The sequence below is a fragment of the Pedobacter sp. Leaf194 genome (assembly GCF_001423945.1).
Classification (GTDB): Bacteria; Bacteroidota; Bacteroidia; order Sphingobacteriales; family Sphingobacteriaceae; genus Pedobacter.
Map to the genome: position 1 here is coordinate 29,226 of NZ_LMPU01000009.1, position 11,860 is coordinate 41,085.

Genomic DNA, 11,860 nt, shown 5'->3' on the forward strand with positions numbered 1-11,860 from the left:
TTTATTCGTGCCGTATAAGGAATAAAAAACAAACTATGAGAAACGCCCTGCTATTTTTAACTGTTATTATTATGCTTTTTGGTGGCTGTAGAAAACAAGATCCGGCTGAAGAAAATCTGCCTACCGAAACCGATTTAACTGCATGTTCGTTAACTACAAACTGCAGTTTTTTATATGCTGATAATGCGGGTATGGATGGTATAAAATTGAATTTAACAACCGGTCAATACCGGGTTTTCTGGGCCCATACGAGCATTGATTACGCCGCTTTTTCGCTCTACATGATGGCACCGATGATTGGGAACAGCTTTACCTTAACCAAAGAAGATATGCTGGCAGGGCGAGTAAAATATCAAAACAATTGCCCCACCTGTTACTCAAGTGTAATGTTGCCTGTCGACGGGAAAATAATAGGGCGAAGAATTGCAGCGAAAGATGGCTTGCCGGAGCGGTGGCTCGTTCAAGCCGATCTTGTTCTGCAGGCAGGCGGCGTTTCTGCTGGAGCTCAAACCATCCACCTTAAGCAATATTATCTGCCCGCGAATTAGCACGAGAAGATGTCATCGTTTGCGAATTACTGCATTGAAATTGCCTGTTAACATTATTCAGACGGCATTCCCAAAATGGCTTCGAAAACTAAGGAATTACATGTCGATGATCTCAATTTAGTGCAGAGCGTAGTTTCAAAGTTTTTCGAGCGCTATTCTATCATCCTCTTTTTTAACCCATTCGATGGTAGGCTTAAAATTTACTGCCTTTAAACTGGTATTCCAGATGGTTTTTATAAATGGCCAGCGATGTGTTTTCCGATTAATGACAATACGAAATGGCATAATAAACATTCTATGTATCCAGGTAACCCAAAACTGAAGTTCGCCGTTATGCATCCGTTTTGTAAACAGTTCGTTTCTTAGGCCATATTCATATTTCCAAATATGCTCGTGCGTATCTTTGAAAACACTGCTTAAATGATTGATGGGCGTTTCGTGTATCGCTATGCTGTGTTCTACAGCTAAGCCTGCCAGGCCATTTTTAATAATTCGCTTTGAATACTCTACATCATCATTCCAGATGAAAAATTCTTTAATTGGTAAGCCAACACGTTCAACGGCTCTTGCCGAAAGCAACATGGAAACAAATGTGCCAAACTGTATGAGTGGAAGCTGATGTTGCTGTGTTAAAGATAACCTCGCAATCTTTTTCTTATCCATTAAACGATAAGTCCTGTTCATCTCGTGTATGTTGTTGTCAGTCCACAGAATCTTACTTGAAAGGAATCCAACATGTTGTTGGTTGCTTTGCAGATTCACCAAAGCAGCGAGCAGCATTTCTAACGCATGTTCTTCTGGAATGGTGTCATCGTCCATCATCCAAATCCAATCTGCACCGTGGTGATATGCTTTTGAAATTCCGGAAGAAAATCCGCCTGCACCGCCTTCATTCTGCTGATGATAGGCGAGAATTCCCTGATTATTTAGCCAGGATGCCGTACCATCTGTTGATCCGTTGTTGATCACGATGACTAAATCAGCTTTCCTGGTTTGCTTTTCTATTTGGCCAATACATTTTTTAAGAAGATTTAAGCGGTTAAAAGTAACAATGACGGCGATGACTTTCATGTTTTTCATGCTTTGATATTGGGAAATTGATAATTGTAAAAATTGATTTTTGATGGCGTCTTAATGAATCTAGCGAGCGCTTTTGCTGCGAAGTTGAAGTTTCCAATGATTACAACCATAAACCTTATGAACTGACCAACCGACAATCTTATCAGCTGGCTTACCGGTGAAATCTTGTTGATTAACTTGTGTTTCATTTTTTCTAATACGCTTTTTCGGCTGACTGAGTTTAGGTGACTTATACCCAAAATACATGCGTAGAACCCGCATTGTTGACAAAGCGAGTTGGTTTTCAATGGTATGCAGCTAAGCGTTTAGCAAGAGAATATACCATTTATAACGTTGACTGACAGAATTTTACGATAGTTTTTGAATAACTTAAATTCTTAATTTTCCAATTGGATAAGTTATCGTACAAATGATGTTCGTCTAAAAGTTTATCTTGTGAGACCATCATCTACACTATGAACTATCAAAGAATCTCTCTTATTATTGCCTTTTTGCTGACCCTCATTGCTTATTACAGCGAGGCTCAAAACCTAAATAAAGCAAAACTGGATAGCTTTTTCAACGCAGTTTCTGCTAACAACCAGGTTATGGGTAGTGTCCTGATTGCTAAGGGTGGGAAGCCCATCTACCAGAAAGTTGTTGGTTATAGCCAGATTGCTGCTGATAAGCCGGTGTCGGCAACACTGCAAACCCAATATCGAATTGGTTCAATTTCAAAGACGTTCACAGCAGTGATGATATTTCAACTGATTGAGGAAAAAAAAATCTCATTAGATAGTAAGCTCTCTATGTTTTTTCCTGAGATGCCTAATGCAGACCGAATCACTATAGCGCAGCTTCTCAGTCACACCAGCGGCCTTTCGGATCATGTGAATGAAAATATGGAATGGATTAAGGCGCCACATACTAAAGCAGAATTACTTGATAAAATTGCTAGGGTTAAACCACATTTCGAGCCAGGAACGAAACAGCAATATTCCAATGGCGGCTTTTTATTACTTGGTTATATTATAGAGAAAGTAACCGGCAAAAGTTATCAGGCAGCCTTGCAAAAGCGAATAATCGATAAAATTGGACTTAAAAGTACCATATCATCAACCAAAAATAGTAGCCAGCCGTTGGAAGCCAGCCCTTACGTCTTTAATGTTTCCTGGATTCCGGTTGAAGACATCTATTTTCCAAATACTATTGGCGTAGGTGACATCCTCTCTACCCCTCAAGATTTGTCAATATTTATTGATGCACTTGTTCATGGAAAGTTGGTTAGCACACAGAGTTACCATTTGATGAAGACTTTTACTGGTAAAAATACCATGGGAATGGGGCTGCTAAGTGCACCGTTTTATAAAAAAATTCTTTTGGGTCACAATGGCGGTACTTACGGCAGTTACAGTGCAATGTACGTTAACCCTGATGATGACGTGAGCTTCATTATCACCACGAATGGGATGAATTATCCATTAAATAATGTACTAATTACCCTGCTACAAGCTTATTACGGTCATCCTTACCAAATACCCCTGCAACTAAAAGAAAACGATTTGGATGAATTGCTTGGCAACTATCAAAGTGAAGAAATGCCTTTAAAAATCCTGATTACAAAGTCTGGAACCACCTTAGTTGCTCAGGCCATTGGCCAACCTGCTTTTTCCCTGGATGCCGTAACCAGAAATGATTTTAAACAGGACCAGTTTGATGTTCTGCTGAAATTTGACCGTATAAAGCATGAAATGACCCTTGTTCAGGGTGGTAAAAATTATCGATATGTAATTATCCGATAGAATGTTAGTGGTTTAATAACACCTTTTTGCCCGTTTTTACAGCCTGATAAATGGCGTCTATAATTTTAAGATCTCTCAATCCTTCCGCACCATCTATAGGCACTACTGGCTTACTATCTTCCAATAAAATGGCCGCCATTTGGTCCATTTGAACAGTTTGCTGCGTAATGATTGGTTGAGAAATTTCGCCCAAATGCGTTCTGCCTTTAATGGGCCCATAGCCGGTAGAGGGCTGCATTTCAGCAAATCCTTTATCACCACTCAGGAAAAATCTATCCAGGTGATTAATGTTATAGCTAGACAGGCAAGAGGCTACAGCACCTCCTGGAAAACCCAGCTGAAATTGTATGGTTTCATCCACACCTTCCTTAAATTTTATCGGGTCGGTTTTGGTCTCCTGTGCAGAAACCCAAATCGGTTCTTCGCCTACCATATATCTTGCGCCGTTGATGGCATAAATCCCAATATCCATCAATGCTCCGCCGCCGGCAAGCGCCTTGTTTAACCGCCACTGGTTCGGATCGCCAGCCACGAAGCCACATTGCCCCTGAAAAAATTTAATTTTACCAAAGTCGCCAGCATTTCTCATCCGAATCACTTCCAGCGTTCTTGGCTCGAAATGCAGCCTGTAACCTACAAGGAGTTTCACATTCGCTTTGCGACAGGCATCAATCATCTCCTGCCCCTCTTTTGCGTTCAGCGCCATAGGTTTTTCGCAAATCACATGCTTTCCGGCTTTCGCCACCCGGATAACCTGATCGTGGTGCAAAGCATTTGGTGTGATTACGTAAATCGCATCAATGTTTGGGTTATTTCGTACCGCATCGAAGTTTTCGTAATTATAGCAGTTGCTTGTGGGAATTTCATATTTAGTCTGCCATGATTCGATTTTCGAAGGCGTACCACTAATTACACCAACCAGTTTTGCTCTGGTGCAGGCTTTCATAGCTTCCGCAACACGTGTAGCATAACCTCCCAAGCCCATAATAGCCACCCGGAGTACCTTGCCATCATCGTAGTGCGGAACCGGATTTAAAGATTGACCAAATGTTTTTAAGGAGTTCAGCTGCATCAGAATTATCGATGCGCCCAATTTTTGCAGAAAGTCTCGCCTGGTATCCATAATTATCCGCTGCTATTAAAAATGAAGCTTAACAAACCACGTGCATAATAGGCATTTAGATTACCTAAACTATTGGTTTGTATAAAGATAACAGTGAAGCGGCAAATTAAGTTTTCGCCCTAAAAAATTTTAGCATGTTGCTAAAGGTAAAAGACTTAGTTCAGCCCAAAGGGCAGAGAGTTAAAGGGCAAAGCGCCTGTTTTAAATTTGTTAAGGAAGTTTCGGCGTATTGTACCGGTAAATGACTGCGTTTTTCCCCTCGCTGATGCAATAGTAGGCCTTTCCGTCTGGCGTAAACCCAATGGACTCACCCTGTGGTTCTAAAGTGTAAGGAAGCCTTGTTGGTTTTCGTTTAAGTGCCTGAGCAATGGATTCCTTCCCTTCCCGCACCCAGTAATAAACATTTAAGTAAGTTTTCAATAAAATTTGTCGCCCATCGCGAGATATATCACCGGCTACGACGTATTTTGCCAAACCCTTGCCTGGCAGGAAAAGGCTTCCCTCCTTTTTCATGGTTACGGTATCTCCATTCTTGAAAAAAAGCGAAGCTGAATATATCGCAACCGTGTCCTGTCTTTTTGATATGATGATAAGTTCTTTCGAAACCGGATCGATCATTAAGGTTTCCGCATCTTGAGGGCCATTTGGATATTTGAGGAAAACTTTTTCACCTTCTACCTGCATTTTTGTAGACAGCTTGCCCGGCTCGGCGAAACGATATGCGGTAACATAAGGGCGATTGTTGCTATTGTCCCCAATGTCGCCAAGATAGATGTAATTTTTATTTTTTACAGGGCCTGGTCCGCCGGCCATGTCCTCACAATCTACCACGCCGAAATGTTTTTTCGAAGCATCGCCCTTAAAATATAAAGTCGACAATAAATTGCCTTTGGCATCAATGGCAAAAAAACGAGAGGTATCGCCACTATCGTTATGTGCAAAAATCAGGTTTTCTTTTGCGATGAAGAGTCCGGATAGTTCGCTAAGCTCAGCGGGCACAACCTTAACTGCGGTAGCCTGCGCAAATGCCCCATTGCTCATACTCGATAATAAAAAAACGAAAACCAGTAATCTGGCGGCAAGAAATGCGGTGTGTCGGGCTGTGATCATTGCGGATTAAGGGTTTGATGTTCGACTGCGAAATTGAACATCCTTTTCGGAACAATCAAATCAATTTCTTAAAAATGCGAAAATCACCGTTAATTATGCCTTTAAATTCGAGTGGAGGGTTATTTGGACTACCATGACATTTTATTATTAGTCACTGAGGTAAAATTATTCCAGTTCAATTTATGGGATGAAAAAAACAAAATAAAGTTAAGAACTGATAAACGCTTGAGCCTGTTGGTTTATTTGATTTTGGCCCATAGAAATGCTTCCGAACTTTCCCAATTACAACAACTTTATCTTCAAATAATTAATTGCCAGGCATTATTCTGAAACTTTTTTAGCTTTCTTAGCATGAATTAAATTAATAGCCCTGCTCCACTTCTTGTAAATTTCAATCGGCTTGCTGTATCCATCTATGTCAAAATCCCATGGCACCAAAACCTCAATATCATTCCTGTCTGAAAGCTCGGTTACCCATTTGCGAATAAAATTTTGCGCATTGTATTTATTAGACTGGTGAACAGGATTTGTATACCAAATTTCGAATGCCTGCATATGCCAGTTCATCCAGTTAGAACTCACATCGTAATCAATTAATTTCGACTCGAAATAAGCTGCGCCCCATGTCCAGTCGATCTTAAGATCGTGAACAAAATAACTTGCACAATTTACCCGGCCGCGGTTGCTCATAAACCCTGTCTGGTTAAGCTGGCGCATGTGCGCATCTATGAAAGGAATGCCTGTTTCGCCTGCACACCACTTTTTAAATTTTACGGGGTCATTTTCCCACGCAATCGTTTTATTTTTATAGCCTTTAGTTCGAAATATTGCATTTCCGAAGCGCATTGCCTTAAACGTAAAGTAATCTCTCCAAACCATTTCAAATATTAGCCACCAGGTGCTTTGGTTTTTCTTAACTTTTGATTCATATTCCTGTACTTTCTGGTATATCAATCTAGGCGAAATACAGCCCAAAGCCAGATATGGAGAAAATTTGGAACTATAATCTAAACCATCCGACTTATTTCTGCTCCACCTGTAGCCGGTTAGCAATTCGGCGCCAAAAGTATAATACTCCAGCCTCTTTAAAGCTGCAGTTTCGCCACCCTGAACCAGTGGCGCTGCAAGTTCATACGCTTGTTTTTTATAGCCATACGTCTTGTAAGGTGGAAAAGAATCACTTTTTATTTTTTTCGCACACTTAAAAACGGTCGGCAGTTGAAAGATATCTCTGGGCGCAGATTCCTTTGCCGCAGGGATTCTGTAGGCTTTACTGGTAAGTGGAATTTTTGCGATTTCGAAGGGTATGTCATCTTTATGGTAAAGTGTATTTCCCCAAAAAAAATGAAATTTAATATTTGGCAACGCCTTTACAACCTCGTCGACAAGATTTAGTTCATAACTGGCATACTCCTCCTCGGCATATACATCGGTTATGCCATATTTGTTTATCAACGTGGAAATGGTTTGGCTGGCAGAAACGCTACCAATGATGAGGTGGCCGCCGAGGGCTTCGAGGCTATTTCTTAAATCCAACACACATTGCTCGATGAATTTAAACCTGACAACATCATACCTTTTAAAACCATATACTTCAGCTTTAAAATCGTTCTTTTCAATACAGTAACAAAAAAACAATTCATCGCAATCCAAATTAGCAGTAACTAAGGCTTCATTATCATGTAATCTTAAATCATTCTTGAACCAAACCAGTCCACGTTTTGCCATATATTGAAGCTTTTCTTTATAAATAATATTACTGCGGAGGAAGAATTCAGTCAAAAATCAGTTATAATCTTCCAATCCGTTTGCGAAGATTGAAACCTGACGGCTCTGCTAAATTAAACTACTGTTATACCTCTAACAGTACCCCGGGGAAATGGTTTTTTTTAACCTATCAGTTCAGGTTTGGAATTAGGAGTAAAGTCTTTAAATATTAAAAAACTAATAAGAAAGGCCTCAACATTTACTTTCTTTGCTCCATTTATAGTGAAGAGTGAACTGCTAAATCATGTAAGTGACAGGACCGGAATGAGATGCAGAAAGCAAAAAAAATTTGCATTTTGGCTGAAATCGCCGTAAAATAGATTTAATTTCGAATTGATAGATGTAACATTTTTTGAAAACCAACGATAAATAAAAAACGTTTTAAACCCATGACGACTGAGCACATTCAAGAACAATTTGACAACTACATACGACTGCTTGAAAAGGCACATGAAATAGATAACGACATTGATGCTTCTATTACAGAAACTGAAATTTCAGAGCTTGAGGAAAAGCGGCTGAGGTACAAAAACCGGATGAAAGCCATTCGCAAAAACCTGATTTCCTTAATTGAAGAAAGTGGCGAAAAATATACTGTTTACAATACGCTAACCAAAAAACAAACATCCCTTTATGTTGAAGAAGGCAATTTGAAATACCACGAAGATTAAAAGCCGAGTGATAAATTGGGTTGAATATCGATTAACCGGTGAACTTGATTATTTCTACAAACCTACAAATTCAGGGCACAGAAAATCTTTACCAAATTATTTTTTAGTATTTGGTAAAGATTTTTGCGGTCGACTTAAGCTTTTTTTTTTGCGGATTTATTCATAACTTTCCCTTCAGCATCAAAGGGAACCAAATTTGTCCTTTGATGCTGTACCATGCTAAAATCGAGTGCTTTTGCGGTTTCATTTCTGAAGGATACGCTCATCAATGAGGTTTAAAATTTCATCATCAAGTTTTTCATCAAATTTCCTTGCAAATAATGCATCCGTATTTAAAATCGCTTCAAAATCGGATTTCGTGATTGCTTTTGGGTGGGCAACCTGGTTACTTTCCCAAATGATGAAATGTTTCTCGACATTTTCTACGCTATTCAACAATTTTTTATCAGTTGCATTGCCGATTAGCATGTGTACAAATAACTCATCAGCAACGAAAGTATTTTTGTGGAATTCTAAATACTCCGGATGGTTTTTAACGAAGTTTAAAATATAGTCCAGAAAATACATATCTAAAATAAACCAGGTTGAACCTGTAAAGGGTTTCATTCCCAAAGGAATTTTCCTCCGCAGCCATGGTATTCCGGAGGCTAAAAAATTGACTGTTCTGGAGCAGAAAAGCTCGTACCACTTATCTCCAAAGTAATACTTATCTACTCGGTAAAGGCCACCACGGTCGCTCCCGGGCCATTTTTGGTAATTTGGAATAGCAAAAAAATCTATGAAAACAGAATAATTGGAATGCTGGAAAAAGTGATCAATTGCTTCATTACTTTTAATAGGGTAATCCTGACCGCTCAGTAAACAGATTCTATCGAACGGCAATTGAGAAGTTTTAATTGCATGAAAGCCGGCTAAAAGTGGTTTAATAATTCCGGTTTTTCCCCATATCGAGTCGAAACGTTCGATGTATACAACCTTTTCGCCAAACTTATCAAGGCATTTGAAAGCATTTGAATCGGCTTTTTTATCAAGATGAATAAAAAAATAGGAAAAATTATCGTTTAGCCTTTCGATTAACCGACAAAGCTGAGCCGGAAGCTTATGGGCCATTATTATATAGGCTTTTTGCATATAAGCAGACGTTTTTAGGAATTAGTTACAGACGATTAGGCCCAAATCCTAAAAATAAGCTTAGTAAATGACCGGGTTGTTTCGAGAACATAGCCCAATTGTAAAAAGTTTAAAAAATTCACGACTAATTCATTACCCAAGGGAGATTGGATGCCGGAAATTAATGGCTCGCCTTTTGAATTAGTTGCCGATTGGTAAATTAAAACTAAAAACAGAGCCTTTTCCTACTTCACTTTCAGCCCAGATTGCGCCTTTGTGCATTTTGATAATTTCAGAAGAGACATACAGACCTATTCCAAAGCCTGAAATAAGATTATTGTTTTCAACCCTATAAAACCGTTCAAAGATTTTGCTTAGGTCATCAGCTTTTATGCCAATACCTTCATCCCAAACACTAAATTTTACTTCATTTGGGAGGGCGACACAAGATACCTGGATAAGGGAACCAGGTTTGGAATATTTTACCGCATTTCCTATCAGATTTGCTAAAACCTGGCCAATCTTTAACCTGTCTGCGCTAACAAACTGACTTTTAACCGAAGCGAAGATAAATTTATGCGTTGTATAAAGCATTTTCGTTTCCTCCTTTACCTCTTCTATAAGCTCAGCGACATCAAAGGGCGTCGTTTCGATGATTATTTTAGCCGATTCAAGTCGTGAGAAATCAAGAAACCCGTTAATCATATCTGTCATGCGCTTTGTTTGCTGTACAGATTTCGAGATGGCTCTTTGACTTACATCATCAGGATTTTCTTTTGCCCGTATTTCCAAAAGTTGCAGGTACGCTGAAAGAGACGTTAAGGGTGTTTTAAGTTCATGACTCACCATGCCCATAAAATCGTTTTTCCTGATTTCCTCCATCTTTTGGTCGGTAATGTCCATAATTACACCGGTAAATCCTGAAGCCTCTCCATTCGGTTCCGCAATGCGGTTACCAATGGCCCGCAACCACCGCAATTTATTGTCGTGCAGCCCAATAACAGGATAGGTAACGTCGAAATCTCCTAAGCTATAGATAGCATGCTCTAATTTTCCAGCAATCAAATCCCTGTATTCATCAGTAATTTGGGCCAAAGCTTTTTCTAGAGTCAGGTTATCATCCGGCAGGTAGCCAAAAAGTTCTTTCAACCTGGAATCTGTAACAAATTGCAATGTTTTGGGATGAATATACCAGGTACCGAAATTTGCTGCTTCTATTGCCTGGCGAAGCGCCAACTTCCCTTCTTCGATGGTTTGTTGAGCGGAGATTAAATTGGCGTTTGCTTTAGCGAGGTCTTCATTAACCGCGAGAATCTCTTCATTTGACGCACTCAACTCCTCATTTACTGCAGCAAACTCTTCGTTTATGGCCTGTAAACGTTCCGCACTTTGTTTCAGTTTTTGCTCCCATTGGTCGCGTTCTGTAACGTCTCTTGTCGTTCCGGAAACGGCAATTACTTTACCCCCCTCATCAAAAACAGGATTCAAAATATAATCGTACAATCTTCGTCCTAAGGTTGCGTGCGGGAAAGCCACTTCTCCACGAATAGATTTTCCGGTGGTTTTTATCGTGTCAATTTCCTGCTGATGCATTTCTGCATGCCATGGTTCGTAGCCGTTTTCGAGAAGTCCTTTCCCAACGGCCTCATCCCAGGTTTTGCCCCACATTTGTAAAAGCGCCTGATTTGCATAAGTGAAACGGTAATTCAAATCGAAAACATACATTAAATCGGGCGTGCCGGAAATTATGGTTTCATAAGTTCGCTTTTGTTGTTCGAGAATTTCTCTCGACTTTTTGAGAGACTGTTCGGCCAGCTTTCTTTCGGTAATGTCTGAAGCAACACCGAACCACTCTTTTATTTCACCCTTATCATTTAATATGGGTACAGCTCTGGAGAATGTCCAGCCAACAGTTCGGTCGGCCTTTAGAACCCTGTGCTCAAGCTCTAGAACGCATTTATTCTTTATGGCTTCGGCGATTGCGTTGTCAACTTTTTCGATGTCCTCACGGTATACATTTCGTTTTTTCCAATCCGCAGTTGGTTCAGTTACATCGGACAAAAATCCACGGCCATCCAGCTCGTACATGATGCTCCAATCGGGATTGAAACTGTAGACGACGCCAGATATAGCAGTTGACAACGCCTTAAAACGATGTTCAAATGCATCAGGTGAATTCATGTTATGTGTAAACTTATCCATAGGCGAATTTTGAATACTATTTTCTGAAACGGAAAACTCATTACTTTGTTTGAAATTCGTTGTAATTCAAGACCGGCATCGCTTTTAATCAGCTGGCAAAATTCTTTTAATCCCGTTAGAAGAAATAATCAAACCTAACCGAGAAGCGCTTAATCATACCCTAAAGAAATACTTACGGAAAAAAACACAGATGGTTGCTTTTGGCCTGTATCTATAAGACGATTTTTAAAACCGGGATGCGTAAAACTTTGTTTTCAAAGAAATTTAATCCAAAAAATCATGACAGATCCAAAAGAGAAAAAAGAAGAACAGCAAGTTCAGGGCGACAACGAAAATATTCAAGGCGATGACCAGTCAAATTGGGATGAAAACCAACGGGTTGATGAGGAAGGAAATGAACTGGACCCGGAAGATATTAAATAACAGTATTTGCACATTCCGCAATTCCTGTTAAAATTAAGAAGACCT

10 protein-coding genes are annotated in these 11,860 nt (G+C 39.7%); 4 read left to right on the forward strand and 6 right to left on the reverse strand.

The features are described 5' to 3' along the window. The first annotated feature begins 35 nt into the window (after positions 1-35). Positions 36-548, forward strand: coding sequence for a hypothetical protein (locus ASG14_RS10420; protein WP_056871016.1), 513 nt, complete (start codon positions 36-38; stop codon positions 546-548). Positions 549-683: 135 nt separating this feature from the next. Here ASG14_RS10420 and ASG14_RS10425 read toward each other — a convergent pair whose 3' ends face one another. Beyond that, positions 684-1,619 (reverse strand): glycosyltransferase family 2 protein, encoded by a 936-nt coding sequence (locus ASG14_RS10425; protein WP_162238729.1) that lies wholly within the window; start codon positions 1,617-1,619, stop codon positions 684-686. A 464-nt stretch (positions 1,620-2,083) separates the two neighbouring features. Here ASG14_RS10425 and ASG14_RS10435 point away from each other — a divergent pair, with 464 nt between their 5' ends. Continuing rightward, positions 2,084-3,409: a serine hydrolase gene (locus tag ASG14_RS10435; protein WP_056871019.1), complete on the forward strand. Its 1,326-nt coding sequence runs from the start codon at positions 2,084-2,086 to the stop codon at positions 3,407-3,409. A gap of 4 nt (positions 3,410-3,413) precedes the next feature. Here ASG14_RS10435 and ASG14_RS10440 read toward each other — a convergent pair whose 3' ends face one another. The 3 genes from ASG14_RS10440 to ASG14_RS10455 form a co-directional block, all read right to left on the reverse strand. After that, on the reverse strand, positions 3,414-4,532 hold the full coding sequence (locus ASG14_RS10440) for a Gfo/Idh/MocA family protein (RefSeq protein WP_056871020.1): 1,119 nt from the start codon (positions 4,530-4,532) through the stop codon (positions 3,414-3,416). A 210-nt stretch (positions 4,533-4,742) separates the two neighbouring features. Continuing rightward, positions 4,743-5,642, reverse strand: a complete 900-nt coding sequence (locus tag ASG14_RS10445) for a hypothetical protein (RefSeq protein WP_056871021.1) — start codon at positions 5,640-5,642, stop codon at positions 4,743-4,745. A 321-nt stretch (positions 5,643-5,963) separates the two neighbouring features. Next, a complete protein-coding gene (locus ASG14_RS10455; protein ID WP_056871023.1) occupies positions 5,964-7,370 on the reverse strand; it encodes a DASH family cryptochrome in 1,407 nt (468 codons plus the stop codon). Between the two features lie 428 nt (positions 7,371-7,798). Between ASG14_RS10455 and ASG14_RS10460 the strand changes: the two genes are divergently transcribed. Beyond that, positions 7,799-8,080 (forward strand): hypothetical protein, encoded by a 282-nt coding sequence (locus tag ASG14_RS10460; RefSeq protein WP_056871024.1) that lies wholly within the window; start codon positions 7,799-7,801, stop codon positions 8,078-8,080. 243 nt (positions 8,081-8,323) lie between these two features. Here ASG14_RS10460 and ASG14_RS10465 read toward each other — a convergent pair whose 3' ends face one another. Together ASG14_RS10465 and ASG14_RS10470 are read right to left on the reverse strand one after the other, a co-directional pair. Further along, on the reverse strand, positions 8,324-9,211 hold the full coding sequence (locus ASG14_RS10465; protein ID WP_056871025.1) for a beta-1,6-N-acetylglucosaminyltransferase: 888 nt from the start codon (positions 9,209-9,211) through the stop codon (positions 8,324-8,326). A 180-nt stretch (positions 9,212-9,391) separates the two neighbouring features. Beyond that, positions 9,392-11,392 (reverse strand): PAS domain S-box protein, encoded by a 2,001-nt coding sequence (locus tag ASG14_RS10470; RefSeq protein ID WP_056871026.1) that lies wholly within the window; start codon positions 11,390-11,392, stop codon positions 9,392-9,394. 279 nt (positions 11,393-11,671) lie between these two features. Between ASG14_RS10470 and ASG14_RS20260 the strand changes: the two genes are divergently transcribed. After that, complete coding sequence (locus ASG14_RS20260; protein ID WP_157274902.1) at positions 11,672-11,815, forward strand: hypothetical protein; 144 nt, start codon at positions 11,672-11,674, stop codon at positions 11,813-11,815. The last annotated feature ends 45 nt before the right edge of the window (positions 11,816-11,860 follow it).

Excerpts from the sequence above, each read along its gene's own strand:
- ASG14_RS10420 (WP_056871016.1), top strand. The coding sequence starts at position 36 with ATGAGAAACGCCCTGCTATTTTTAACTGTTATTATTATGCTTTTTGGT.
- ASG14_RS10465 (WP_056871025.1), bottom strand. The coding sequence starts at position 9,211 with ATGCAAAAAGCCTATATAATAATGGCCCATAAGCTTCCGGCTCAGCTT.
- ASG14_RS20260 (WP_157274902.1), top strand. The coding sequence starts at position 11,672 with ATGACAGATCCAAAAGAGAAAAAAGAAGAACAGCAAGTTCAGGGCGAC.
- ASG14_RS10425 (WP_162238729.1), bottom strand. The coding sequence starts at position 1,619 with ATGAAAGTCATCGCCGTCATTGTTACTTTTAACCGCTTAAATCTTCTT.
- ASG14_RS10445 (WP_056871021.1), bottom strand. The coding sequence starts at position 5,642 with ATGATCACAGCCCGACACACCGCATTTCTTGCCGCCAGATTACTGGTT.
- ASG14_RS10455 (WP_056871023.1), bottom strand. The coding sequence starts at position 7,370 with ATGGCAAAACGTGGACTGGTTTGGTTCAAGAATGATTTAAGATTACAT.
- ASG14_RS10440 (WP_056871020.1), bottom strand. The coding sequence starts at position 4,532 with ATGGATACCAGGCGAGACTTTCTGCAAAAATTGGGCGCATCGATAATT.
- ASG14_RS10470 (WP_056871026.1), bottom strand. The coding sequence starts at position 11,392 with ATGGATAAGTTTACACATAACATGAATTCACCTGATGCATTTGAACAT.
- ASG14_RS10460 (WP_056871024.1), top strand. The coding sequence starts at position 7,799 with ATGACGACTGAGCACATTCAAGAACAATTTGACAACTACATACGACTG.
- ASG14_RS10435 (WP_056871019.1), top strand. The coding sequence starts at position 2,084 with ATGAACTATCAAAGAATCTCTCTTATTATTGCCTTTTTGCTGACCCTC.